22 protein-coding genes are annotated in these 26611 nt (G+C 63.4%); 21 read left to right on the forward strand and 1 reads right to left on the reverse strand.

All coding sequences use genetic code 11. From position 1 onward, the window contains the following. Positions 1-5: 5 nt before the first annotated feature. Positions 6-2702: an EAL domain-containing protein gene (locus HHA01_RS09355; RefSeq protein WP_141320021.1), complete on the reverse strand. Its 2697-nt coding sequence runs from the start codon at positions 2700-2702 to the stop codon at positions 6-8. A gap of 237 nt (positions 2703-2939) precedes the next feature. On the opposite strand from HHA01_RS09355, the gene HHA01_RS09360 reads away from it, so the two are divergent. From HHA01_RS09360 to flhA, 21 genes are all read left to right on the forward strand, one after another. Then, positions 2940-4589, forward strand: coding sequence for an HD domain-containing phosphohydrolase (locus tag HHA01_RS09360; protein ID WP_170214859.1), 1650 nt, complete (start codon positions 2940-2942; stop codon positions 4587-4589). A 130-nt stretch (positions 4590-4719) separates the two neighbouring features. Continuing rightward, the gene (fliD, locus tag HHA01_RS09365) at positions 4720-6096 is read left to right on the forward strand and encodes a flagellar filament capping protein FliD (RefSeq protein WP_141320025.1); all 1377 of its coding nucleotides are present in this window, start codon (positions 4720-4722) and stop codon (positions 6094-6096) included. A gap of 51 nt (positions 6097-6147) precedes the next feature. Further along, on the forward strand, positions 6148-6564 hold the full coding sequence (gene fliS / locus HHA01_RS09370; RefSeq protein WP_141320027.1) for a flagellar export chaperone FliS: 417 nt from the start codon (positions 6148-6150) through the stop codon (positions 6562-6564). A 2-nt stretch (positions 6565-6566) separates the two neighbouring features. After that, positions 6567-6971, forward strand: coding sequence for a flagellar protein FliT (locus HHA01_RS09375; RefSeq protein WP_141320029.1), 405 nt, complete (start codon positions 6567-6569; stop codon positions 6969-6971). Beyond that, positions 6968-8029, forward strand: a complete 1062-nt coding sequence (locus HHA01_RS09380) for a flagellar hook-length control protein FliK (protein ID WP_141320031.1) — start codon at positions 6968-6970, stop codon at positions 8027-8029. Before HHA01_RS09375 ends, HHA01_RS09380 begins: the two co-directional genes overlap by 4 nt. Beyond that, positions 8026-8295 (forward strand): EscU/YscU/HrcU family type III secretion system export apparatus switch protein, encoded by a 270-nt coding sequence (locus HHA01_RS09385; protein WP_141320033.1) that lies wholly within the window; start codon positions 8026-8028, stop codon positions 8293-8295. The genes HHA01_RS09380 and HHA01_RS09385 overlap by 4 nt, the downstream gene beginning before the upstream one ends. A gap of 291 nt (positions 8296-8586) precedes the next feature. Continuing rightward, positions 8587-8922 (forward strand): flagellar transcriptional regulator FlhD, encoded by a 336-nt coding sequence (flhD, locus tag HHA01_RS09390; RefSeq protein WP_141320035.1) that lies wholly within the window; start codon positions 8587-8589, stop codon positions 8920-8922. Beyond that, complete coding sequence (flhC, locus tag HHA01_RS09395; protein ID WP_141320037.1) at positions 8912-9490, forward strand: flagellar transcriptional regulator FlhC; 579 nt, start codon at positions 8912-8914, stop codon at positions 9488-9490. The genes flhD and flhC overlap by 11 nt, the downstream gene beginning before the upstream one ends. 124 nt (positions 9491-9614) lie before the next feature. Further along, entirely contained in the window at positions 9615-10487 is an 873-nt protein-coding gene (gene motA / locus HHA01_RS09400; protein WP_141320039.1) for a flagellar motor stator protein MotA, read from the forward strand. Then, on the forward strand, positions 10484-11437 hold the full coding sequence (gene motB, locus HHA01_RS09405) for a flagellar motor protein MotB (RefSeq protein WP_141320042.1): 954 nt from the start codon (positions 10484-10486) through the stop codon (positions 11435-11437). Before motA ends, motB begins: the two co-directional genes overlap by 4 nt. 33 nt (positions 11438-11470) lie before the next feature. Beyond that, positions 11471-13687, forward strand: a complete 2217-nt coding sequence (cheA, locus tag HHA01_RS09410; protein WP_141320044.1) for a chemotaxis protein CheA — start codon at positions 11471-11473, stop codon at positions 13685-13687. Next, positions 13684-14181, forward strand: a complete 498-nt coding sequence (gene cheW, locus HHA01_RS09415) for a chemotaxis protein CheW (protein WP_141320046.1) — start codon at positions 13684-13686, stop codon at positions 14179-14181. Before cheA ends, cheW begins: the two co-directional genes overlap by 4 nt. 38 nt (positions 14182-14219) lie before the next feature. Beyond that, on the forward strand, positions 14220-15833 hold the full coding sequence (locus HHA01_RS09420; RefSeq protein WP_141320048.1) for a methyl-accepting chemotaxis protein: 1614 nt from the start codon (positions 14220-14222) through the stop codon (positions 15831-15833). 73 nt (positions 15834-15906) lie between these two features. Next, the gene (locus HHA01_RS09425; protein WP_141320050.1) at positions 15907-17649 is read left to right on the forward strand and encodes a methyl-accepting chemotaxis protein; all 1743 of its coding nucleotides are present in this window, start codon (positions 15907-15909) and stop codon (positions 17647-17649) included. An 85-nt stretch (positions 17650-17734) separates the two neighbouring features. Continuing rightward, entirely contained in the window at positions 17735-19906 is a 2172-nt protein-coding gene (locus HHA01_RS09430; RefSeq protein WP_141320052.1) for a methyl-accepting chemotaxis protein, read from the forward strand. Beyond that, on the forward strand, positions 19903-20772 hold the full coding sequence (locus HHA01_RS09435) for a CheR family methyltransferase (protein ID WP_141320054.1): 870 nt from the start codon (positions 19903-19905) through the stop codon (positions 20770-20772). Before HHA01_RS09430 ends, HHA01_RS09435 begins: the two co-directional genes overlap by 4 nt. Before the next feature lie 94 nt (positions 20773-20866). Next, positions 20867-21928 carry a protein-glutamate methylesterase/protein-glutamine glutaminase gene (locus tag HHA01_RS09440; protein ID WP_141320056.1) on the forward strand — a complete coding sequence of 354 codons (1062 nt, stop codon included), beginning with the start codon at positions 20867-20869 and terminating at the stop codon, positions 21926-21928. A gap of 77 nt (positions 21929-22005) precedes the next feature. Then, a complete protein-coding gene (cheY, locus tag HHA01_RS09445; RefSeq protein WP_141320058.1) occupies positions 22006-22395 on the forward strand; it encodes a chemotaxis response regulator CheY in 390 nt (129 codons plus the stop codon). A 42-nt stretch (positions 22396-22437) separates the two neighbouring features. Then, complete coding sequence (gene cheZ, locus HHA01_RS09450) at positions 22438-23124, forward strand: protein phosphatase CheZ (RefSeq protein ID WP_141320060.1); 687 nt, start codon at positions 22438-22440, stop codon at positions 23122-23124. Positions 23125-23348: 224 nt separating this feature from the next. After that, complete coding sequence (gene flhB / locus HHA01_RS09455) at positions 23349-24512, forward strand: flagellar biosynthesis protein FlhB (protein ID WP_141320062.1); 1164 nt, start codon at positions 23349-23351, stop codon at positions 24510-24512. Further along, a complete protein-coding gene (gene flhA / locus HHA01_RS09460) occupies positions 24509-26590 on the forward strand; it encodes a flagellar biosynthesis protein FlhA (RefSeq protein WP_141320064.1) in 2082 nt (693 codons plus the stop codon). The genes flhB and flhA overlap by 4 nt, the downstream gene beginning before the upstream one ends. Positions 26591-26611 lie beyond the last annotated feature (21 nt).

Below are 26611 nucleotides of genomic sequence, written 5' to 3' on the forward strand. Positions count from 1 at the left end.
CGGCCTTATCGGGATGTCATGGCCTCGCCCCAGCTTGCCACGAAGTCGGCGGGGGGCAACGGGCGCCCAAAGTAGTAACCCTGGGCCTGGTCGCAGCCCAGCCGGGCCAGTTCGCTGGCCTGTTTCGGCGTTTCCACCCCTTCGGCGATGGTCTGCATGCCCAGGCTGCGCGCCATGGCGATGATGGTTTCCACGATGGCGCGGTCGTGGGGGCCGTCGAGCATCTCGCGTACGAAGGAGAGATCGATCTTGAGGGTATCGGCGGCGAAGCGACGCAGGTAGGCCAGCGAGGAATAGCCGGTGCCGAAGTCGTCGATCGAGAGGGTGTAGCCGGCCTGGCGCAGGGCTTGGGTGATGGCGATGGCCTGTTCGGGGTCCCGCATGACGTCGCTTTCCGTCAGTTCCAGGTCGAGGGACGAGGTCGGCGTGTGGCGGGTCAGTTCGGCGATACGCCGGGCCAGGTCGGGGTCGGTGAATTGCTGGGCCGAGACGTTGACCGACAGCCGGCCCGGCAGGGGATGGCCGTTGCATCGCCAGGTGGCCAGTTGGCGAGCGGCCTTTTCGAGCACCCATTCGCCCAGTGGACGAATCAGCCCGCGCTCCTCGGCCAGCGGGATGAATTCCCCGGGGCTGACCCAGCCCCAGTCCTCGTCGTACCAGCGGCATAGCGCCTCGGCCCCCACCAGCTCGCCGCTGGCGAGATCGAACTTCGGCTGATAGTACAGCTCGAGCTTGCCTTCACCGAGGGCGAGGTGGAGTCGCTCGGTCATCCGTTGGTGGCGCTGCAGGGCCAGGGTCATCGAGGGGTCGAAGGGGCAGGTGCCGTCGGCCTGGTGCTTGGCGTGGTAGAGGGCGATGCTGGCGAACTTGAACAGCTCTTCGGGTGTGACGGCATCCCGCGGATACTGGGCGGTACCGATGCTGACCGAGAGCGTGAAACGGTGGTGGTCGAGGGTGAGGGGGCGGCCCACGGCCTGGCGCATGCGCTCGAGGCATTGTGCCAGCTCCGGCGCCGAGGCTCTGGGCACCAGCAGGGCGAACTCGTCGCCGGAGAGGCGGGCCAGGCGCTCGTGCGGCGCCAGGGCGGATCGCAGCCGCCCGCCGAGGGTCGCGAGCAGCCGGTCGCCGACCTGATGGCCGAGGGTGTCGTTGATTTCCTTGAACCGGCGGATGTCGATCAGCAGCAGTGCCAGCGGGGTCTGGTCACGCTCGGCGGCCTGTCGCTGATGGCTCAGGTCTTCCATGAAGCGAATGCGGTTGGGTAGGCCGGTGGTGCCGTCGGTATAGGCCAGCTGGTGCATGCGTCGGTGGTCGTTGCGGCGTTCCAGCTCGGCGGCGGCGCCGTTGGAGAGAATGCGCAGCACCGAGGTGGCGAAGGCGTCGGCCTCCAGCGGCTGGCGATACAGCACCATGATGAAGCCGATGGGCTCGCCTCGGGTGTTGTCCAGCCGGCGGCCGATCCAGGCACAGGTGTCCGCCGGGAAGCCGGGTAGGCCGGAAGGGCCTTCGTGCTGGATCATGATCTCCTGTTCGTGGAGCAGCGTCGCGCAGGGCGTCCCGGCCAGGGGCAGGCGGCAGGGTGCCAGGCTGAGGCCATCGGAGAGGGCGCTGATCAGGCTGACGACGGTCTCGTCGGGAAGGGGCGTGACACTGGCGTCTGCCCTGGAGGCGGGCTCCAGCAGGGCGACGAAGCCGGCGTCGGCCTCGAGAGTGCGGGTCAGGGTGCTTACCAGTTGATGGAAGTAGTCGTCGCCGACTCGGCTGGTGACGGTGGAGGCGATCTGCATCACCGCCTCCTGCACGCGCTGGGCCTCGTGCTGCTCGGTGATGTCGGTGATGAAGCCTTCCAGGCAGTCGACCTGGCCGTTGGCGTCGAACACCGCCTGGCCCTGTTCCCACATCCAGCGAAGGCCGCTGTTGGCGGTCCGCAGGCGGTAGACGACCTGGAACGGCTCTCGCCGGGCGATGGCCTGCTGCACGGCGTCGTCGGCGTACTGGCGGTCGTCCGGGTGAATGAGCTCGAGGTAGCTGATCCGCCGGTTATGGGTAAGATCCTCGGGGGAGTAGCCGGTCAGGTCGGTGGCCCCCTGACTGACCAGCAGCATGGTCCAGTCCGTGTCGTTGAGGCAGCGGTAGGCCATGCCCGGTAGATGATTGAGCAGGGTGTTCAGCCGGCGCTCGCTCTCGCGGGCATGGCGCTCGCTTGCCTGCAGAGCGCACTCGGCATCTCGTCGGCCCAGTTCGGCACCAGCCTGGGTCGCGGCGATGCGCAGCAGCTCGTACTCCTGGTCGCTGGGCGCCATGGGGCGGTTGGCGAGGACGGCCAGCAGCCCCAGTTGGGCGCCGTCTGTCGTGAACAACGGCAGTCCCAGATAACTCTCGGCCTCGAGCTCCCGCAGCATGCGGTCATGGGGGAAACGGGACTGCACATTGCCGGGGTACAGGCACATTTCGTGGCTGGCCACCGTCTCGCAAGGCGTGCCGGCCAAGGCATATTGCACGTTTGCCAGATGTTGCCCCCGGGACCAGATGGCCAGGGTCTGGGCCTTGTCGTCCCGCACTCGAGCGATCAGGACATGGTCGGCCGAGAGAAGCTGGGCCAGCCGCTCCACCAGTGTGTAGAAAAAGTCGTCGGAACCGCTGTGACCAAGCCCTTCGGCGAGTCGCCGGAAGGCCTCCTCGGCAGTGATCCGAGCAGGCATGGGTACACTCTCCCAGGTCATGGATGCTACTCCGGTGCCGTAGTGTTCGGCGTTATATCGAGAGAGTGCGGGTTATGGCGGTTATACGGCAAGCCCTGGGGGCCGGGTGCAAGACAAGTCAGCAAGGGACTCAAGTTGTACAGGTGGCGGCCGATGTATTCAGCATCGTTCCACTGATAGCGAAAGGTGAGAGGCACAGGGATGGTGGAGGACGGCTACGATCGGGTGGAAAGTCCCATGGAGGTCGAGGCATTGCTCGAGGCGCTGATGGCGCCGGGCGGCGCCTCGCTGCAAGTGGAGGACGCGGGCGGGGAGCCGCTACCGGTACTGGTGAAGGATCATCGGCCCGGTGAGGAGTTGCAGCTGGATATCAGCGCCATTCGCGAGATAGCGGGGACGCTGCAGCGCGGTCAGCCATTCCGTCTTTTGGGGCGCAGTCATGGAAAGTTGGTGCGGACCTCGACACTGACCATGCAGTCTTGCCAGGACGACGAGGGACGCCTGGTCTGTCGCAGTGACTATCCGCGCAGTCTTGAAGTCCTGCAGCGTCGTGAGACGTTTCGTGCCCAGTTGCGACTCGGCATGGAAGTTGGTGCGATACTGCGGAATACCGAAGCTGGCGGTCGCTCGATTCAGGGGGATCTCAAGGATCTGTCCCTGGAGGGGTGCCGGCTGGAATTGCCGTTATCAGCCAGTGGCTTGCTGGGAGAGGGAGCGGTGCCGCAGGAAGTCGAGCTCTGCTTCCCCGATGGTACACGCTACGTCATTAGTCGGGCGTCGTTGCGACACCGAAACGCGGATATGGTGCGTCGCGTAGTTCAGGCGGGCTTCAGGTTCGAGCAGGCAGGTGCTGAGCAGGAGCGCAAACTGTGGTATTTCGTGCGCGCTATCGAGCAGGAGGCGGCACGCCATGTCGAGGGCGCAGATGCCTCCAGGCAGCCATCACCCTTGTTCCTGGCATCGGTGACTGCTTCCCCCACGATAGGGCGTCGCAACATGTGCCGTTATGCCACGCCCATGGCAAAGCGACTGTCGCGTGTCGCCGACTACCTGGATGCCCAGATTCTCGAACTGCATCAAGGCGGCGAGGTTTCCTCGGTCCAGTTATCGCGGCACGCTGACCTGCTGCTGTTGCTGCATGAAGAGGATCGCGAGGCGTTGCTGTTCGCTACGCACTGTCTGCACGAGGAGACCCGGTTGGTTCGCCACTGCGTGAGCGTCGCAGTACATCTGCTCGATTTGCTGCAGGAGGTTTCACCGCCGCATGAGTTGTGCAAGGCGGTTGTGGCTTCGGCCATGCTGCACGATCTGGGCAAGGCGTTGTTGCCGGCCGATCTCTGGGAGCTGGCCGCGCCGAGTACTGATGATAAACAACGGATGCGCGAGCATGTCGACATTCTCCAGCCGCGCATGCGTCATTGTCATTGGCTGGCCAGCGCGGTGCATACTTCGGTGGTGCAGCGCATCAATGAGCGCTTGGATGGCAATGGGTACCCACAGGGCCTGGGTGGCGAGACGCTGGGAGAACTTGAACGTGCTGCCGCCGTGGTCGATGTCGTGGACGCTATGCGACGCGACCGGGCTGATCGTCCCGCCTGGCGTCTTCAGGAGGTGATAAGCCACCTGCTGACGCATCCCGACGCCTTCGATGCGCGCTGGGTGCGGCGCTATTTTCAGCGTTTCGGTCGCTACCCGATCGGCTCGCTGGTCCGCTTTTCGAGTGACACTCTGGGTTGGGTCCAGGGGCTGGACGACAGCGGTGCTGTTGCTCGGGTGCAACTCACCGATACGATCGGACCGCCCACGGAAGAAATGGGTAAGGTCATTCAGGGCGACGTGAGCCAGCGCCTGGGAGAGGTGGTCGAGGAAGTCGTGGTAAACGGCTGAGCATATTCCTAAAGTTCCTGGGGGCCTGGCCGATAAATGAGAAAATAGCCCATTCGACAAGGCCTGCTCGTGGCATCGTTGCCGACGGCGCTTGTCAGACTGGCCCACTTCGTCTCGTTAAGGAAACGTCATGGCGTCGATATCATCGCTGGGTATCGGGTCCGGCATGGACCTGAATGGCTTGCTGGATCAGTTGAAATCGGCAGAGCGCGAACAGCTCGAGCCCATTACCGCTCAGCAGCAGAGTTATGAAGCGAAGGTTTCCGCTTACGGGAAGCTGAAGAGCGCCTTGTCATCCTTTCAGGACGCAGCGGCCAAGCTCAACGGCGAGGAGCTTTACCAGAGCCTTTCCAGCAACGTGACCGGCGACAGCGTCACCGCGACTGCCTCCAGCGAGGCTCAGGCGGGGCGCTATGACGTGTCGGTGGACGAGTTGGCGCGCGCCCAGAGCCTGGCGTCCCAGGGCTTCGCCGAGCGTGACGCCGAACTCGGAGCCGGCAGCCTGACCATCGAAGTCGGCACCGGCGACGCTGCCCAGACCCTGAACCTCGACATCGCCCAGGCTGACAGTTCCCTCGAGGGCATCCGCGATGCCATCAATGCCGAGGGAACCGGCGTGACGGCATCCATCGTCAACGACGGCAAGGACAACCCGTATCGCCTGGTGCTCACCAGCGACAAGACGGGTACCGAGTCGACCATCCAGTCGGTCGATTTCGCCAGCGACGCGAGCGATGGCACCCTGGATGCCAAGCTCTCCTATGGGGTCGCCGATGCCACCATGGAGCAGACCGTGCAGGCCAAGGATGCGGCCCTGACGGTCAACGGCTTGAGTATCAGCAGTCAGTCCAATCAGGTCGAGGGCGCCATTCAGGGGGTCACCCTGGAGATCGCCGAGACGGGCGACTCCACCGTCGAGGTCGAGCTCAACAATCGCGACCTGCGTGAGGGGGTTTCGGGCTTCGTCGATGCCTACAACAGCCTGCGTGGGACCATCGATTCGCTAACCAGTTTCAACGCCGAAACCGGCGAGGCCGGCGAGCTGCTCGGTGACAGCACTCTGCGCGGCATCGAGTCGAGGTTGCGTGACATCATCGGCGGGGAGGTCGGCGGTGGCGAGCTCAACATGCTCAGCGAGGTGGGGATCGACCTGGAGGTCGAGGGCACTCTGACACTCGATGACGACGCGCTCGATGAAACCATCATGGACAACCGGCAGGCACTGGCTGGCCTGTTTGCCGGCACCGGGTCGAGCGATGGGCTCACCGATACCCTCGATACGGCCCTGGAAAGCATGTTGAAGGAGGGTGGCACGCTCGATATCGCGACCAGCGGCGTGGAGTCGCGTATCGAGGGGCTCAACGAGCGATATACCCGCATGGAGGGTTCCATCGACCGGACGATCGAGCGCTATCGCAGTCAGTTCAGCCAACTGGACGGCATGATTGCCAACATGAATCAGACCAGCACCTACCTGAGCCAGCAGTTCAGCGCACTCAGCGGTTAATATGACAGTCCGCCGACGTGAGCCGGGCGAGCGGGAGTAGAGGAGAGCGAGATGACAGGCACATATGGCGCTACCTATGGGCGCGGCGCAAGCACCTACGCCAGGGTCGGGGTGGAGAGTGGCGTGATGTCCGCCAGTCCGCACCAGTTGATCACGATGTTGTTCGACGGCGCCCAGGCGGCCATTCGAGCGGCTCGCATCCACCTCGAGGCAGGCAACCTGGCGGAAAAGGGCAAGTCGATCTCCAAGGCGTTGGATATCGTCAACAATGGTTTGCTGGCGGCCCTGGACGGGGAGCACGGCGGCGAGGTGGCGGGTAACCTGGCGTCGCTCTACGAGTACATCGCCCGTCGTCTGCTGGCCGCCAATGCCCACAATGACGTCGGGGCTCTGGACGAAGCAGAGCGCCTGCTGGATGACATCGCCTCGGCCTGGCGGGACATCGAGTTTCAGGCTGCAGGAGCTTGAGCATGAGTCAGTTTCTCGATGAAGCGCCAGCCTCGAGCGCAGCCGTGCTCGATGTTTACACCAGCCTGCTGACACGCAGCGAAAGCATGCTGGAAGCTGCCCTGGCGGCCGACTGGGAAAACCTGGTCGCTCAGGAAACCGAATACGTGCAGCAGGTGGAGCGGTTGTCGACCCTCGATGCCGGCGTCTCCCTGGGTGGCGAGGAACAGCGACACAAGGCCGAATTGCTGGAGCGCATTCTCGAGAATGACCTGGAGATACGCCGCCACCTCATCCAGCGTCGCGATGAGCTGGGCGAGCTGATCGGTGTCTCCCGGCGGCAGCGCGATCTGCAGCGTACCTACGGGGCCGGCGCCAAGCCCGGCGTCATCGATGCCGGGTCGCGCTTTGGGACGGATTCGTCGTGAGCGGGATCACCCCGCTGCTGGACACGCTGCTGCACCAGGTGCTGGGCAAGCGCGCCGATGTGCCGCCACCCCGGGACCTGAATCAACCGGTCAAGCCGGTTGCACCCGGCGATGCGCCACGCGCCCTGCACAGCGATTCGCGACTCGACGCTCGTGCGCCGCCGGAGCGTGCAGCGCCCAGCACGCCGGAGGCACCACGTACCTACGGGCCAATAACGGGACCGGATGCCGCGACCTCCGCCTCGACCCATACCCATTTCAGTGCCACGGCACGGGCCATCGCCGATCTATTGCTGCGTTTCCCCGCTCCCACCTCGGTGGTGACTCCTGCCGCCCCCCTGATGAGCGCCGATCAGTCGATCTCGCCCTCCCAGCTGGCGCAACGCCTCGAGGGCAGCGTGCGAGACAGCGGGCTCTTCTACGAGTCACACCTGGCGCGCTGGTTCGTGGGGGGACTGTCGCGTCAGCAACTCGAACGTGAGCCCCAGATGTGGCGAACCTTGACCTTTACTCCTGGGCAGGTATCGCCGTCACAAGCTGGCGCTTGGCCCATGGCGGGTGCCGCGGCGGTCTCCGGAGAAGCTGGATCTTCAGCCACGGAGGTGGCGCGTTCGTCGGCGGTCAACGCCATGGCCGGGCGCGAACCGGTCCATGAGCACTTGCAGGGGTTGGTCCGCCATCAACTGGAGATGCTGGCATCGCCGACGTTGCGTTGGGAAGGCGATGTCTGGAGTGGGCTGTTCATGGCGTTGGCGGTGCATTTACCCCCCGAGGGGCGGGAGCATCGACGCGAGGGCGGTGAGTCAACCTCGAGTGATCATGACGATGAAGAAGGGTCCTTCCGCTCCGAGCTGACCCTGAAAATCGAGGGTCTGGGAGACATGAGGGTGGCCCTGCGAATGGGGGCGACGACACTGGGTGTCACCCTGCAGGTGCGTGATGCGACGATCCTCTCGAACCTGGTGACGGAGCTCGAGACGCTGCGCCAGCGGCTGGAGCACCATGGCTTCGAGCATGTGCAGTTGCGCCTGGAAAACTGGGGGGAGGAAGAGGAATGACCGACGAGGACGCACGTCGACGGGCTGTGGCGCTGGCCTATGGCGATGATGACGCTGCGCCAAGGGTCGTGGCGCGTGGTTATGGCGAGCTGGCCGAGCGTATCGTCGAAGAGGCGCGACGTCAGGGCGTCCATGTCCACGACTCCTCAGCGCTGGTGGGTCTGTTGATGCAGCTCAACCTGGATGAAGAAATTCCGCCCAGGCTGTATCGTGTCATCGCCGAACTGCTGGTCTGGCTGCACGAAAGGTCCGCTGGTGAGCGTTGAAGGATGTTGGTTCGGGGTTCTTGATTACCTTTATTGCGTCCCTGCTGCTTTGTCATAGTTTGGTCTTAATCATGTGATTTCATGGAATTTTTCACCGCAAGGGCGGACACGTGACTGCCCCGGGTTGCGACCGTTGGTGGCGCCATGTTGCATCCGCTGGCGAATTATAGACAATGTTGAACAAATGAAAAAAAATGGTCGTATGCTGTGCGTTGCGTGAGATGAAAGTCTTTCGGAAGGCAGGGCAGAATAGGCCATCCCGAATAAATAACGCATTAAAAGCAGGGGATTATGAAATCCAACGAATACCTGGATGAGATTCGTGAAATGAATCTTGCCTACCTCCTGTTGGCGCAGCGTCTGCTGAATGCTGACCGGGAAGAAGCCATGTTTCGGCTCAAGGTCGATGATGTCATGGCAGACTTTCTTGCCTCACTGGGTGCCCAGCAGCTTTCGAAATTGGCGAATACCAACCAGTTGTTGTGCTGTCTCGGTCATGCAGGCATCGAACCCCTGCGTCAGGTGGTCGATAACCCCAGAGAGCAGGGGTTATCCCACTTTCATTCTTCATTGTTGATGGCGTCCCGGCCTCTGTCGACAGAGGAGGGGGACAGCCGTGTCGAATAAGAGCCTTCTGGATGAATGGCGACAGGTCCGCCTTGCCATTGACCTGATCGAACTGGGGGCCCGATTGCAGGTGCTCGAAACCGAAACCGACCTCAGTCGCGCCCGGCTCATTCGGCTTTTCAAGGAAGTGCGCGGGATGTCCCCTCCCAAGGGTATGTTGCCCTTTTCCACGGACTGGTTCATTACCTGGATGCCCAACATCCACGCTTCATTGTTCTACAACATCTATCTGCGGTTGCGCGAGGATCATGGCTGTTCGCGCATGGAGGGCTTCATCAAGGCCTACCGCCTTTATCTGGAACAGGTGGCGATCGATGACGCCGATGCCGTGCTGGGGTTGACCCGGGCCTGGACTCTGGTGCGCTTCTTCGAAAGCGAGCAGTTACAGCTTTCCGGTTGCACGCGCTGCCATGGACGTTTCGTGGCCCATGCCCACAGCCCGAGTCACGACTACCTCTGCGGTATCTGTCAGCCTCCCTCACGGGCCGGCAAGACACGCAAGCGACGCGAGCAGGCCAACGCGGAACGGCGCATGCCGCCAGGCCTGGACGCCACGAGCCAGGCTTGAATGCCGGGCGGCGCCCCTGCCGAGGGGCGCCGCAGTTTTTTGTGCCACACCCTCAAGTTTTGCCACGCCGACGCCGATAACCAAGGCAGTTACGTCATTCACGTTCCTGCTAAGGATGTCGGCCGTGCTGATCCCCATAGGTTATTTGATCGTCCTGCTCTCCGTTTTCGGCGGCTTTGTACTGGCCGGTGGCAGTCTCGGACCACTGTTCCAGCCCACGGAGCTTCTGATGATCGGCGGTGCGGGGGTAGGGGCTTTCGTGGCCGCCAACAACGGCAAGGCGCTCAAGGCCACGTTCCGCATCATTCCCCGGCTGCGTCGTTCCAAGAAGTACGACAAGGCGATGTACCTGGAGCTGATGACGCTGCAGTACAAGATCCTGACCAAGGTACGCCGCGACGGCATGCTCGGCATCGAGCGTGATATCGACGACCCTCAGGAAAGCGCGCTGTTCAACGATCATCCCAAGGTTCTGGCCGATCCCATGATCATGACCTTTCTGACCGACTATCTGCGTCTGATGGTCAGCGGCAGCATGGACCCCATGGAGCTCGATGAACTGATGCTTCACGAGATCGAGGCCTTCGAGCAGGAAGTCCATATCCCGATCGATGCCATCGGACGCATCGGCGATGCCATGCCGGCTTTCGGCATCGTCGCAGCGGTGATGGGGGTGGTGAAGGCTCTCAGTACTGCGGCCGCTGGCCCCGAACAGATGGGCCAGATGATCGCCCACGCCCTAGTCGGCACCTTCCTCGGAATACTCCTCGGCTACGGCTTCATCATGCCCCTGGCGAGTCGTATCGAGCGCCAGGCCAAGGAAGCCGAGAAGATGCTGCAGTGCATTCGAGTCACCCTGCTGGCGAGCCTGCATGGTTATGCCCCGCAGTTGGCCGTGGAGTTCGGTCGCAAGGCGTTGCATACAGCTGAACGCCCGAGCTTCACAGAGATGGAAGAGTATGTGCGACAAGCCAAGCCGGTGGCGGGGAGTGCATGAGTCAGGGCGACAACAGACGACCGATCATCATTCGGCGCAAGCGAGTCGTTCATCGCCATCATGGCGGTAGCTGGAAGATTGCCCTGGCGGACTTCATGACGGCGTTGATGGCCCTGTTCCTGGTCATGTGGATCCTGTCGACGGCCAGCCGCCAGGAGCGCGAGGGCGTGGCCGAGTATTTCAGTACGCCCCTGGTAACCGCCATCGCCGGCGGCGACAGCGCCTCGATGAGCGAAAACGTCATTCCCGGCGGCGGGCCAGATCCCGTCTACACCGAGGGCGAGCGCGCACGGATCGACATGCGCCAGCGTTCGCGTCCCAGCGAGCAGCAGCGTCGGGCCTTCCGCGATCTGCAACGGCGCATCGAGAGGACCATCGAGGCCGACCCGGATCTCAGACAGCTCCGCGACCAATTGCGTTTCGACATGACGCCGGAAGGGCTGCGCATCCAGCTGGTGGATTCCGAACAGCGTCCCATGTTCGAGCTCGGCAGTGATCAGGTCGCGACCTATATGCGCGACCTGCTGCACCTGATGGCGCCCATGCTCAACGAGTTGCCCAACGACCTCAGCATCAGCGGCCACACCGACAGCCTGGCCTACCTGAACGGGTATCAGGGTTACGGCAACTGGGAGCTTTCCTCGGCGCGTGCCAATGCGTCACGGCGCGAGTTGGTCGCCGGGGGGTTGGATCCGGCCAAGCTACTACGGGTCGCCGGTTTCGCCGATCAGGTGGTGATGCCGGATACCGAGCCGAGCGATCCGATCAACCGACGCATTGAGCTGCTGATCCTGTTCGAGGAGGTCGCCGAGCGCATCCGCGCGCCGGGGCAGCTGGATGGCCTGGGTGTACCCTCGCTCATCCGTAAAGACTCCTCGGGTGCGTCGACACCGCTGGAGGGTCTCAACGAGAGCCTGCGTGAGACGTTCGGCAAACCGCCCGAATCATGACGGACCGTCAACATCCAGGCTGGAGAGACGTGCATGGATATCACCGATTTCTACGACACCTTCTTCGAGGAGGCCGAAGAACTGCTGGCCGACATGGAACGCCATCTCCTGGCGATCGATGTCGACGACCCGGATGTCGAGCAGCTCGACGCCATCTTCCGGGCGGCACACTCGATCAAGGGTGGTGCCGGTACCTTCGGTTTCGATGTGCTGCAACAGACCACGCATCTGTTCGAAAACCTGCTGGATCATGCCCGGCGCGGCGAGCTGATGCTGCGCCGGGACATCGTCGATACCTTTCTGGAAACCAAGGACATGCTCCACGACCAGCTGGACGCCTACCGTGGCGATGACGTGCCCGACCGAGCCGCTTTCGAACGCATTTGCCGGACCCTGCAACAACTGGCGATGGAAGAGATCGGTCAGGCACTCGATGATGCCGACGGCATGTCGTCCGATCCCGAACCCCCGGTGCCGGAGACCGAGACAGCGACCGCGGATGGACCATCATCGGCGTCTGACTCCGTAGCGGAACCGGAGCAGGCGTCGGACGACGGTTGGCTGGTGGTCTCCCTGCTCGGGGTCGGCGACAAGGATCGCGATCTGTTGGTGGAGGAACTCGAGCAGCTGGGCGAAATTCAGGCCCGGGAGGGCGATACGGACTGCTACCGGGTGACCCTCGAGACCGGAGTGGGGCGCGAGGACATCGAGGCGGTGATGTGTTTCATCGTCGAACCCGAACAGCTTCGTGTCGAAGCGGCTTCCGCGCCCTCGGCGGACGAGGCTGCCACGACAGAAGGGAAGGTGGCGGGTGAGAAGTTGATGGAAGCGAAGGTGGCCGAAGGAACGGTCGCCGCAAAGCCGGAATCCGCATCCGGTGAGTCTAACGCCAACGCGGCAGCGCCGTCCTCGCTCGACACCGCCAACCAGTCCGAAGCCTCCGGGGCGTCTGGAGGGTCCGGCAAGTCCAGGCCATCGAGCAAGCCGCAGAAAAAAACCGCCAAGAGTGGCGGGGAGACTTCCTCGATACGCGTGTCCGTGGACAAGGTTGATCAGATCATCAACCTGGTCGGCGAGCTGATCATCACTCAGTCCATGCTCGACCAGACCGTCAGCGAGCTGGAAGACCTCAATCACACCGGGCTTAACAATGGCCTCAACCTGCTGCGGCGCAATGCCCGGGATCTGCAGGAAGCGGTGATGTCGGTGCGCATGGTGCCGATGGACTATGTCTTCAGTCGCTATCCGCGCCTGGTGCGCGATCTGGCCGGCAAGCTGGACAAGGACGTGGAGCTCGTTACCGAGGGTGAGTCCACCGAACTCGACAAGAGCCTGACCGAGCGCATCATCGACCCGCTTACCCACCTAGTACGCAACAGCCTGGATCACGGCCTCGAGTCACCGGAAGCACGCGAGGCAGCCGGCAAGTCGCGTACCGGTCGACTGACCCTGTCGGCCCAGCACCAGGGTGGGAACATCCTGATCGAAGTGATCGACGACGGTGCCGGCCTGGATCGGGACAGGATCCTGGCCAAGGCACGCAACAATGATCTGCCGGTCAGCGACAGCATGAGCGACGACGAGGTCTGGCAACTTATCTTCGCCCCCGGCTTTTCCACAGCCCAGGAAGTCAGCGATGTATCCGGACGTGGCGTCGGCATGGATGTGGTCAAGCGCAACATCCAGAACATGGGCGGCCACGTCGAGATCGCGTCGGTGACCGGTGAAGGTACTACCACCCGTATCGTGCTGCCACTGACCCTGGCCATCCTCGACGGCATGTCGATCAAGGTCGGTGACGAGGTTTTCATCCTGCCGCTGTCGGCGGTGCTCGAGTCGCTGCAGCCTGATAAGCGCGATCTCTATGCCATGGCCGGCGACGACGTGGTGCTCAAGGTGCGCGACGAATACCTGCCGGTGGTGCCTGTCCACGACGCCTTCGATGTGGCCGGTGCGCGTACCGAGCTCGACGAGACCATCGCCGTGATCGTCCAGGGCGAGGGTCGTCGCTACGCCCTGCTGGTCGATGACCTGATCGGCCAGCAGCAGGTGGTGGTGAAGAACCTGGAGACCAACTACCGCAAGGTGCCAGGCGTGTCGGCGGCCACCATCCTCGGTGATGGCAGTGTGGCCCTGATCCTCGACATCGCCGATCTGCACCGTCTCAACCGCACCAAGAAGGAGGCGCGTCGCGGCCAGCATCCCGGCGACGTGCCGACTGCCCATCCCAAGGAGGTAGAGCCGTCATGAGTACCCCGAACACCAATGCTGCCCTGGCCGCCACCGAGGAGCAGAACCGAGAGTTTCTGGTCTTCTCGCTGGGCGACGAAGAGTACGGCATCGATATCCTCAAGGTGCAGGAAATCCGTGGCTACGAGAATGTCACCCGCATCGCCAATGCACCCGATTTCATCAAGGGCGTGACCAACCTGCGCGGCGTGATCGTTCCGATCGTCGATCTGCGCATCAAGTTTCGTCTGGAGAAGGTGGAATACGGTGGTCAGACCGTGGTCATCGTGCTCAATGTCGGAGACCGGATCGTCGGCATCGTGGTCGACGGTGTCTCCGATGTCATGACCCTCTCCCCCGAGCAGATCAAGCCGGCACCAGAGTTCGGCGTCACCCTCTCGTCCGATTTCCTGAGCGGCCTCGGCAGCCTGGAAGACCGCATGCTGGTGCTGGTCGATATCGACAAGTTGCTGACCAGCGACGAGATGGCACTGGTGGACTCCGTCGGCGATTGATCGCCGGCCGATAACGACAAGATTTGCGTGGGGGAGCTATGCGCCGACTGACAACGACACAAAAACTGTGGGCCTGCCTGGGACTCATCTGGCTGGCCATGCTGCTGATGGTGGGCTGGGGTGCCTGGGAGAACCGAGAGACCAGGCTCGATGAGCGTCGGGCGAGTCTGGAGGTCTACATCGACCTGGCCATGGCGGTGGTCGAAGAGCAGGCCGCGCGGGCCGAAACTGGCGATATCAGCACCGAGCTGGCCAAACAGCGTGCTGCCGAGGTCATCAAGGACATGAGCTACGACGAGGGACGCGGCTATTTCTATGTCTTCAACGATGATCTGGCACTACTCAGTCACCCGCGCCTGCCGGAGGGAACTTCCGTCGCCGACTTCCAGAACGTCGAGGAGCGATACCTGTTCCGGGAGTTCCTCGAGGATGTCGCCGAGGGCGATGGTTTCGTCGACTATCTCTGGGTCCATGAGGAGGGCAGCGAGCCGGCGCCGAAATCTTCCTACCACGCGCGCTTCGATGACTGGGGCTGGACCATCGGCACTGGGGTCTACATCGACGACATCAATGCCGCCTTCATTGCCTCACTGAGCCGCAGTTTACTGGCGTTGCTGGTCATCGGTGTGCCGGTCAGCCTGGCGATGGTGCTGGTAATCCGTGGCATCACGCGAGGATTGGGGGGCGATCCCCGTTACGCCGTGGATGTGGCTCGTTCCATCGCCGATGGCGACCTCTCCCGAGAGGTACGGCTGCGCAAGGGCGATCAGGGCAGCCTGCTATTCGATATCGAGCGCATGCGTCGTGCCCTGGGCAGCACCATCGGGGACATCCGCCGGGATGTCGACGGCGTCGGTGGCGTGGTCGACGAGCTTGATGCCGGCAACGACGAGCTTGCCACCCGCACCGAGCAGCAGGCCTCGGCGCTGAGCGAGACGGCCTCGAGCATGGAAGAGCTGACCACCACGGTGCGCCACAACGCCGAGCATGCCGAGCAGGCCCGCACGTTGTCCGGCGAGACCGCATCGAACGCGGCGCATGGTCGGTCGGCGATGGAAGAGGTGGTGGCCGCGATTAACGAGATCAACGACAGCGCCACCCAGATGAACGGCATCGTCGACACCATCGATTCCATCGCCTTCCAGACCAACATTCTGGCGCTCAACGCCTCGGTGGAGGCGGCCCGTGCCGGCGAACACGGGCGCGGCTTCGCCGTGGTGGCCGAGGAGGTTCGCCAGCTCGCCAGTCGCTCGGCATCGGCAACCCGCGAGATCAAGACATTGATCGAGCGCTCCGATGGCAAGGTCATCGAGGGTACCCGGCGGGTCAAGGAGGCCGACGAGATCATCGCCGGCATCGCCGCCGACATCCAGCAGCTCACTGCCCTGGTCGGCGAGATCTCGACCGCCACCCAGGAGCAGAGTCAGGGCATCGAGCAGGTCGGTGAAGCGGTCACTCAGATGGATCAGATGACGCAGCAGAACGCCGGTCTGGTGCAAGGGCATACCGATGCGTCACGGCGGCTGGTGGAGCGCAGCCAGCACCTGCGCGAAAGAGTGGCGCGCTTCCGGATCGCTGCCGAACGGGAAGTAAACGATGCCGCGAAGGCTGAAATCGCCTCGAATCGTACCAGCAAAGCCGAGATTGGCTGAAGAGTGGGTCGGGTGACACAAGGCCCTTGGAACAACCGGGCGGCGATGAATCGCCCGATGACAGGAGAGAGTCGTGAAACTTCTCGATAACATGAGCGTTCGGGTCAGCTGGAGCCTGGTGTTGGCGGTGTTCGCTGCACTGGTGGTGGTGTTGAGCGCGCTTGGTCTCTACACCGTGCGTTACAGCGAGGATTCGCTGCGAACGCTCAATGAGGTCAATGTCGATCAACAGTCGACACTCAACCGTGCCAACTCGCAGATGTTGTTCGCCCAGATGGAACTGCGCAACCTCCAGGCGCGTCTGGCGCAAGCTGTCTGGCCGGAGGAGCGTGAAACCGTGCAGGCCGATGCCGCGGCGCTGACCGAGACTTTCGATGAGGTCGAGTCGAGCTTTCAGGAGTTTCTGGCGCTGCCTCGCCAGGAGGGTCAACAGCCGCGTATCGAGGCGATCAAGGAGAGTTTCGAGGCGCTGATGAGCGAGGGGCTGCGTCCCCAGCAACAGGCTCTGGAAGATGGTAGCGCCCAGGCCTTCACGGACCTACTACCCGATGTCGAGCAGCTCACACGGCAATTCTATGACGACGCTGTTGTTTTCTTCTCCTCTGCCGAGAAGAAGGGCGCCGCCCTCTACAGCAACTTCTTTGACCTGGTACAGCTGCTGGAAGTCGCCATGGTGGCTGTGCTGGTGATCGCCGTGCTGACCATCATCCTGGTGTTGTGGGGCGTGACCGCCAATGTCGTGCGTCCGCTCGGCCGACTGGTTGGCTACTTCGAGCGGATGGAGCGAGGCGATCTGTCCCAGGACATTCCGACGCGAGGCAACAACGAGATCGGTCGTCTGTACAGCTCGCTCGCTCAGATGCAGGCCGGCCTGGCTCGGACGGTAGGCACGGTGCGGGCCAGCAGCGAGTCGATCCACCAGGGCACCCAGAGCATCGCCAGCGGTAACAACGACCTCTCGTCGCGCACCGAGCAGCAGGCCGCCTCCCTGGAAGAGACGGCTTCGAGCATTGAAGAGTTGTCCTCCACGGTGGGGCAGAACGCCGAGAACGCCCAGCAGGCCAGCCAGTTGGCCACCGAGGCATCGCGTACCGCCGAGCAGGGCGGACAGGTGGTGGGCGAGGTCGTCTCGAACATGCACGAGATCAGTCGTGGCTCCCACCGCGTCGCCGAGATCATCGGGACCATCGACTCCATCGCCTTCCAGACCAATATCCTGGCGCTCAATGCCTCGGTAGAAGCGGCCCGCGCCGGCGAGCACGGCCGTGGCTTCGCCGTGGTGGCCCAGGAGGTGCGCAACCTGGCCAGCCGTTCGGCCACCGCCGCCAGCGAGATTCGAGAACTCATCGAAGCCTCTGTCAAGCAGGTGGACGCCGGTACCGGCAATGCTGACCAGGCCGGCCGGACGATGGCCGAAGTCGTCCAGTCCGTCCAGCGAGTCAGCGACATCATGGACGAGATCGCCGCTGCCTCCACCGAGCAGAGCAACGGTATTTCGCAGGTCAACGAGGCTGTGACGCAGATGGATCAGGTAACCCAGCAGAATGCCGAGCTGGTCCAGCAGGCAGCCAGCGGGGCGACCCAACTGGAGGCCGAGAGTGGGCGCCTGCGTGAGGCGACCCAGCGTTTTCGTCTGAGGGAGGACGCCGGACCGGGACGCACGGAATCCCAGTCGGCCGACGGTGATGATACCAGCGACCTGGCGCGATGGATGCCGGCCCTGATGCCAGCGGATCGCAAGCAGGCTGGCAAGAAGCCCGACGCCTTGAACCAGGCCCAGGATACGGGCCGCGACGAGGATTGGGAATCTTTCTGAATAGCAGGATGCGCCGGCCATCGCGCCGGCGCCGATCGATAACAATACCATCGCTAGCGGCCTTGAGCCGTCGTGGGGAGACCATATGCGCAACAACCAACCCGTTACGCAACGCGAGTATGCCCTGCAGGACGATCATTTCCTGATCTCCCGCACCGATCTCAAGGGGCGCATCACCTATGCCAATCCGGCCTTTGTGGAGGTGAGTGGCTTCGAGCACGATGAACTGATCGGCTCGCCGCACAACCTGGTGCGTCATCCCGACATGCCGCAGGCTGCCTTCGAGGATCTGTGGCACACCCTGGAGGCCGGTCGCCGCTGGCGCGGCGTGATCAAGAACCGTCGCAAGGACGGCGATCACTATTGGGTTAATTCCAGCGTCTCGCCGATCCTCGAGGATGGCAAGGTCGTGGGTTTCGTGTCGATGCGTACCAAACCCTCCCAAGCCGAGGTGGAGCGCGCCGAGTCGGTCTATGCGCGGATGAACGAAGGACGCGCGACGCGCTATTCGCTCGATCACGGCCAACTCAAGCGCAGGGGGCTGAGCGGTTGGCTGGGGCGTCTCAATGTGCGCAGCATGCGCGCCAAGGTCATTGCGATGATCCTGGTGGCCGGTTTGCTGCTGCTGGCCAGCGGCGGGATCGGCATGCTGGGGCTGGAACGTGCCGATACACGTCTGCAGGCGCTGGATCGAGATGGTCTCCAGGACGTGGCACGTCTGCAGCAGATCGACCAGTTGGTAACCCGCAGCCATCAGATGCTGACCAGCAGAGCCCCGGTGGAACTGCTCGATAATCGTGATTCGCTGATCGAGCGGCTCGAGGACATTGAATCCTCGCTGAATTCGCTTTGGTCGACCTATCGTGATCGCGACCTCAATCAGGGCGAGCAGTCCGACGCCTTCGGTGAAGACCTGAGTGCCTACATCACCGACGGGATGGATTTCGCCCTGGGGCTGCTGGGCAGTGAGGAGAATTTCCAGGTCTTCGCTGACCTGCCGTCCCACGCCGAGAAGATGCGCGACTGGGGACGAGAGATGTCAGGCCAGATTAACACCTTGATCGAAGGCAAGCGCGAGGCCGCCGCCACCCTGGCCGCCCAGGCGCGGCAGGCCCAGCAGCGCATGTTGATGGTCCTGGCGGGAACCCTGGCGGTCGGCCTGTTGCTGCTCTGCGTACTGGGTGGATTGATCCTGCGTTCCCTGCTGCGGCCGTTGCGTGATGCCGAAGCTTTCACCCTGCAGGTCGCCTCGGGGAATCTGGCCGCGGAGTCACCGAAGCGTCAGCGCGATGAACTCGGTCGCCTGCTGGACGCGCTGGGCCTGATGCGCAAGAGCCTGGGTAGCATCGTCGCTGATGTAAATGCCGGGATCGAGCGGGTCGCCCCCGCCGCTCGCGACATCGCCACCGGCAACGAGGAGCTGTCGGCGCACACCGAGCAGCAGGCTGCTTCGCTGCAGCAGACTGCCTCCAGCATGGAAGAGATGACCACCACGGTGGGCCACAACGCCGACAATGCTGGCCAGGCCAGTGGCCTGGCTGCGGATAATGCCTCGCGTACGCGCGAGTCCGGCGAACTGATGCAACAGCTGGTGACGACCATGGGCGAGATCACCGATGGATCGCGCAAGATGACCGAGATCATCGATGTCATCGACAGCATTGCCTTCCAGACCAATATCCTGGCACTCAATGCCTCCGTCGAGGCAGCGCGTGCCGGCGAGCAGGGGCGCGGTTTTGCGGTGGTCGCCGGCGAAGTGCGGAACCTGGCTGGCCGCTCTGCCTCGGCGGCTCAGGAGATCAAGGCGCTGATCGATGGTTCCGCCCAGCAAGTGGAAGGGGGCGCGGAATTGGTGAAACGGGCCGAAGCCTCGCTGGGCGAGGTAATGGAAGCCTCGACCCGGGTCAACGACATCATGGGGGAAATCACTGCCGCGTCCGAGGAACAGAAGAACGGTATCGGCCAGATCAATCAGGCCGTCGTGGAGATGGACCAGGTGACCCAGCGCAATGCTGCTCGGGTGCAGGCCTCGGCCCAGGCATCCGCCGAGCTTGACCGTCAGGCCAAGAGCCTGACGCATGCCGCTTCGGCTTTTCGGTTGCGCGGTGCGGGCATGGAGACGATTCCGTCGCGCACCCAGTCCCAGGCGCCGTCCGCCACCGAGACCCCCTCGGCACCCTCGGGTGAGCAGAAGGAAACGCCACGCCATGAGCGCCAGGCGTCACCCGCGACGACCGAGGAGTGGGAATCGTTTTGACCCTGTCCCGTGAAGCGTCCACCCCCGACTTCGGGGAGTGGGCGGGAGTCGAGCGTGACCTCGAGCTGACCGATGCGGATTTCTCACGGATTCGGCACCTGATCTATCAGCGTGCCGGTATCGTGCTGGCCGAGCATAAGCGGGAAATGGTCTACAGTCGCCTGGCCAAGCGGTTGCGTCAGCACGGTCTGATACGATTTGCCGATTACCTGTCACGCCTCGAGCGGCAGGCGGATTCTTCCGAGTGGGAGGCCTTCACCAATGCCTTGACCACCAACCTCACCGCTTTCTTTCGCGAAGCCCATCATTTCCCGTTGTTGGCACAACATGCGCAGAAGCAAGGCGGGACACTGCGCGTCTGGAGCGCAGCAGCCTCCACCGGCGAAGAACCCTACTCGATAGCCATGGCGCTGGACGAGGCTCTCGACGGACGCACCCGGAACGTCGAGGTGCTGGCTTCCGATATCGACACCGAAGCCTTAAGGCGTGCCGATGCCGGCGTCTATGCCCTGGATCAGGTTCGCAAGCTCGATGATGCACGGGTCAAGCGTTATTTCCAGCGAGGACGTGGGCAACATGAGGGACTGGCGAGGATCCGGCCGGAGTTGAGGGCGATGGTGCGTTTTCTACCGCTCAATCTGCTGGCGCCTTCCTGGCCCGTCGAGGGGTCTTTTGATGCGATCTTCTGTCGCAACGTGATGATCTACTTCGACAAGCCGACCCAGGCTCGGATCCTCGAGCGTTTCGCGCCCCTGCTCAAGCCAGACGGCCTGCTGTTCGCCGGACACTCGGAAAACTTTTCCTATATCACCGAGACTTTCCGGCTACGTGGCCAGACCGTCTATGTCCGCCGCCCGCGCTCATGATGGGTCCTAAAGTCAGACGGATGCTGGCCGATATCTCGGGTATGACTGGTGGCGTCGACAGGGACGCGTCGGTCACCCAGTGAAGGAGAGACTCTTGAATGCACCCCGGATCAAGGTGCTGTGCGTCGATGATTCGGCGCTGATACGCGACCTGCTGAGCGAGATCATCAACGAGCAACCCGATATGGAGGTGGTGGCCACGGCTCCCGACCCCCTGGTGGCACGGGATTTGATCAAGCAATACAACCCCGATGTGTTGACCCTGGACGTCGAGATGCCGCGCATGGACGGCCTGGACTTCCTCGAGCGGTTGATGCGTCTGCGCCCCATGCCGGTGCTGATGGTCTCCTCGCTGACCCAGGCCGGCTCGGAAGTCACCCTGCGGGCGCTGGAGCTGGGCGCCCTGGACTTCGTGGCCAAGCCGTCGCTCGGTATTCGCAGCGGCATGAAGGCCTATGCCGAGGAGATCACCGAGAAGTTGCGTGCGGCAGCACGTTCTCGGCCGAAGCGCGCGCGCAAGCGAGATACCCCGGTGCCCCGGGCGCTGGAAGCGCCCATGGTGTCGAGCGAGAAGCTGGTCATCATTGGCGCCTCCACCGGAGGAACCGAGGCCATACGCAGTGTGCTGGAGCCCATGCCGGCCAATGGGCCGGCGATCTTGATCACTCAGCACATGCCAGGTGGTTTCACGCGGTCCTTTGCCGAGCGGCTGGACCGCATCTGTCGGATCGCGGTCAAGGAGGCGCGAGATGGCGAGCGCATCCTGCCGGGACATGCCTATGTCGCGCCCGGCGATGCCCACCTGAAGCTGGTGCGCAATGGCGCCAACTATGTGGTGCGCCTGGATGGCGGACCGCCGGTCAATCGTCATCGACCCTCGGTGGATGTGCTGTTTTGCTCGGCGGCGGACCAGGCGGGACGCAACGCCATCGGCGTTTTACTCACGGGCATGGGGAAGGATGGAGCCGCCGGGTTGCTGGAAATGCGCAGGGCGGGAGCCGCCACTCTGGCCCAGGACGAAGCCAGCTGCGTGGTTTTCGGCATGCCGCGCGAGGCCATTGCCCTCGATGCTGCCGAGGAAGTGGTCGGCCTCGACGACATGGCCGCTCGGTTGCTCAAGCGGGTCGCTGCTTCTGGCCGGAGCCAGAGAGTGTAGTCACTGTTCGGATAATGCTGGAAGGGTCGGTATGGCCGGCCACTTGCCATGATACCTACTGAGATAGAGGACCCCCGATGGCGGACAAGAACATGAGCATCCTGGTGGTGGATGATTTTCCGACCATGCGGCGCATCGTGCGCAGCCTGCTCAAGGAACTCGACTTCACCAACGTGGAGGAGGCCGAAGACGGTCAGGACGCCCTGAACAAGCTTCGAACGGGTAACTTCGAGTTCGTGGTCTCTGACTGGAACATGCCCAACCTCGACGGCCTGGAGATGCTCAGGCAGATTCGCGAGGACGAGGCGCTCAAGGAGCTTCCGGTGCTGATGGTCACGGCGGAGGCGAAGAAGGAGAACATCATCGCGGCGGCCCAGGCCGGTGCCAGCGGCTATGTGGTCAAACCCTTCACCGCGGCGACCCTGGAAGAAAAGCTCAACAAGATCTTCGAAAAGTTGGGCATGTGACACCGCGCCGGGCTCCGGGCCCGACCACCAGGAGAGGCGATGATGAGCACGGAGAATCAGTCCGAGAATCCTCAGGCCAATGGCGATGAACTGGTCCTGCGGATTGGCCACCTGACCCGCATGCTGCGCGACAGCATGCGAGAGCTGGGGCTGGACAAGGAGATCGAGCGCGCGGCGGAGGCGATCCCCGACGCGCGTGATCGACTGAGTTACGTGGCGGTCATGACCGAGCAGGCGGCGGAACGCGCCCTCAACGCCATCGACCGCGCCCAGCCGATGCAGGACCGGCTGAGCGACCAGGCTCGGCAGCTCGATGCGCGCTGGGCCGAGTGGTTCGCCGAACCCAAGGAGCTCGACGAGGCCCGCGAGCTGGTCCAGGACACCCGGTCCTATCTGGGCGAAGTGCCCGACATGACCCAGGCCACCGGCAAGGAGCTGCTCGAGATCATGATGGCTCAGGACTTCCAGGACCTGACCGGCCAAGTGATCAAGAAGATGATGGACGTGATCCGCGAGATCGAACATCAGCTCGTGCAGGTCCTGATCGACAGCGTGCCCCAGGGCGAAGCCCGCGAGGACATGCAGCGACGCGCCGACGACCAGCGCGAAAGCTACACCCGCCGTCGCCAGGACGAACTGCTCAACGGCCCTCAGGTCAAGTCGGAGGGCGAGGATATCGTGGCCGACCAGGATCAGGTGGATGACCTGCTGGACCAGTTGGGTTTCTAGACTATCGCCGACAAGTGACTGTGTTCACCGGCTTTTCGGCTGATGACTAGAGGGTGATGGGGATGCCGAGGAACTCCCCACCGCCATCCTTCCAGCCTGCCCATCAATGGCAAGCGGCCGAGACACGTGGATAAGCCCACGAAAATCGGTCCTTTTCGCGTGACCGTTCCTTCCCCGATACCCGGATAATGGCCAGGGTGCGCAGGAGTGCCCGGTAACTGGTCATGGCCGACGATAGCAGCGACGACGAAAAGACCGAAGACGCGACACCGCGACGAATGGAGAAGGCGCGCGAGGAAGGCCAGGTGGCCCGTTCCCGCGAGCTGGCGACCTTCATGCTGTTGCTGGCCGGCGTGCTGGGACTGGCCACCATGGGTGGCACCCTCTATGACCAGGTCGGTGGCGTGATGGAGCAGGCCTTCCTGTTCGATCGCCGCCAGGCCATGGAGACCTCGCCGATGCTGGCCGAGGCCTTGATGCTGGGGCGTCGGACCCTGATCAGCCTGTTGCCGCTGTTTCTGCTGCTGACGGTGGTGGCCCTGGTAGCGCCGGCCCTGCTGGGCGGCTGGCTGATTTCCGCCAAGTCGCTCCAGCCCCAGGCGTCCAAGCTCAATCCGTTCAAGGGCCTCAAGCGGATGTTCGGCACCCAGGCGCTGGTGGAGCTTTCCAAGGCCATCGCCAAGGCGGTGCTCGTCGGCAGTGTGGGCATGGCCTACCTGTATCTGCATCGTGGCGAGTTCATGGCGCTGATGAGCCAACCGCTCCATCAGGCGCTGGCCCGCGCCATGAGCATGGCGGCGGAGGCCTGTGGCCTGATGGTGTTGACCCTGCTGGTGGTGATTCTGATCGACGTGCCCTATCAGCTATGGAGTCATGCCAAGCAGCTGCGCATGACCAAGGACGAGGTCAAGCGCGAGCACAAGGAGTCGGAGGGCGACCCGCAGGTCAAGGGCCGCATACGTCAGCAGCAGCAGGCCATGGCGCGTGGTCGAATGATGAGCCAGGTCCCCGAGGCCGATGTAATCGTCACCAACCCCACGCACTATGCCGTGGCGTTGAGCTACGAGGAGACCGGCATGGCCGCGCCCAGGGTGGTGGCCAAGGGGGCCGACGCCGTCGCGGCGCGCATTCGCGAGTTGGGCGAGGAAGCGGGCGTGCCGTTGCTGGAGGCGGCCCCGCTGGCGCGTTCGCTCTACCACCATGTCGATCTCGAGGCGGAGATTCCCGCCGACCTCTACGCCGCGGTGGCAGAGGTGCTGGCCTGGGCCTTTGGCCTGAAACGGGCCGCCGCCGAAGGCGGCGAGGCGCCTCCGACCCCCGAGAACCTGTCGGTGCCGGCCGCCATGGAAGCGCCGGACCGTGATGCAACGAGCGAGGCACGAGGATGAAGGCCTGGAGCCAATACCTGCCGCGACGCAACTGGATGGCCGACGTGCCGATGAAGGTGCTGGCCGGCCCGCTGCTGATCCTCATGATTCTGGCGATGATGATCCTGCCGCTGCCGCCCTTCGTGCTGGATCTGCTGTTCACCTTCAATATCGCCCTGGCGGTGATGGTGCTGCTGGTCAGCATGTTTACCCAGAAGCCGCTGGACTTCGCCGCCTTCCCGGCGGTGCTGCTGTTCACCACCCTGTTGCGGCTGTCGCTCAACGTGGCTTCCACCCGGGTGGTGCTGATGGAGGGCCACCAGGGTGGCGATGCGGCGGGCAAGGTCATCGAAGCCTTCGGCCAGTTCCTGGTGGGTGGTAACTTCGCCGTCGGTCTGGTGGTGTTCGCCATCCTGGTGATCATCAATTTCATGGTCATCACCAAGGGGGCGGGGCGTATCGCCGAGGTGGGCGCCCGCTTCATGCTCGATGCCATGCCGGGCAAGCAGATGGCCATCGATGCCGATCTCAATGCTGGTCTGATCGGTGAGGACGATGCACGCCAACGTCGCACCGAGATTTCACAGGAAGCGGACTTCTATGGCTCGATGGATGGTGCCAGCAAGTTCGTGCGCGGCGATGCCATGGCCGGCCTGGTGATCATGGTGGTCAATATCATCGGCGGCTTGATGATCGGCATGCTGCAGCATGACATGGACTTCGCCAGCGCCGGACGCACCTATGTACTGCTGACCATCGGCGATGGTCTGGTGGCCCAGATCCCGGCGCTGGTGATCTCCACTGCCGCCGGCGTTACCGTGTCCCGGGTCACCACCGACCAGGACGTCGGCCAGCAGATGATTGGTCAGCTATTCGTCAATCCCCAGGTGATGGTTCTGGCCGCCGTCGTCCTGGGACTGCTCGGTTTGGTGCCGGGCATGCCAAACCTGGTGTTTTTGATCTTCACCGCCCTGCTAGGCGGGCTCGCCTGGTGGATGATGCGCGAGAAGGAGCGTCGTCTGGTCGAGGAGCAGAGCCAGGAGGCGCCGCCGCCGACGCCGGAGGCCCCCGAGGCCAGCTGGGACGATGTCCAACTGGTCGACACCCTGGGGCTGGAAGTGGGCCACCGCCTGATCCCCCTGGTGGACGCACAGCAGCAGGGCGAGCTGCTCGGACGTATCAAGAGCGTGCGCAAGAAGTTCGCCCAGGAGGTCGGCTTTCTGCCTCCGGTGGTGCACATCCGTGACAACCTGGAGCTGTCGCCCAACGCCTATCGGCTGACGCTCAAGGACGCCGAGATCGGTCGTGCCGAGGCCTATCCCGGGCGCTGGCTGGCCATCGATCCGGGCCAGGTGTCGGGCGGGCTGGAAGGCACCTCGACCAAGGACCCGGCTTTCGGTCTGCCAGCAGTCTGGATTGATACCGAACAGCGTGAGCATGCTCAGGTGTACGGCTATACGGTAGTCGATGCCAGCACCGTGGTGGCGACGCATCTCAATCACCTGCTGCATCGCCATGCCGCCGAGATGCTGGGTCGTCAGGAAGTCCAGAAACTGCTCGACAAGCTCGGCGAGGATCAAAAAGGGCTGGTGGAAGAGGTGGTACCCAAGGCCATCTCTCTGACCGTTCTGCAGCGCATTCTGCAGAACCTGCTGGACGAAGACGTCTCGATTCGCGATCTGCGTACCATCCTCGACACCCTGGCGGAGCATGCCCCTCAGCAGCAGGATGCGGGGGAGCTGACGGCCGCGGTGCGGCTGGCTCTGGGGCGAGCCATCACCCAACAATGGTTCGCCGGGCACGAAACTCTCAACGTCATCGGTCTGGACGGCCAGCTCGAGCAGGTGCTGACCCAGGCGATGAACGGCAGTGGCGCCCTGGAGCCGGGCCTGGCCGAAACACTCATGGAGCAGGCAGAACAGGCACTGGCGCGGCACGAGGCAAGTGGCGAGCCGCCAGTCCTGGTCGTTCAGCACGGCCTGCGTGCCGTGCTGGCACGCTTTCTGCGTCGGCGTCTGCGACATCTGGTGGTGATGTCGCAGGCCGAAATTCCGGACGATCGAACCTTGAGGGTTGCGACCCTGGTGGGCGGGCAGTAAGTGATGGGGCGCCAATGGTTG

Origin of the sequence: Halomonas halmophila (assembly GCF_006540005.1) — a bacterium.
Taxonomy (GTDB): Bacteria; Pseudomonadota; Gammaproteobacteria; order Pseudomonadales; family Halomonadaceae; genus Halomonas; species Halomonas halmophila.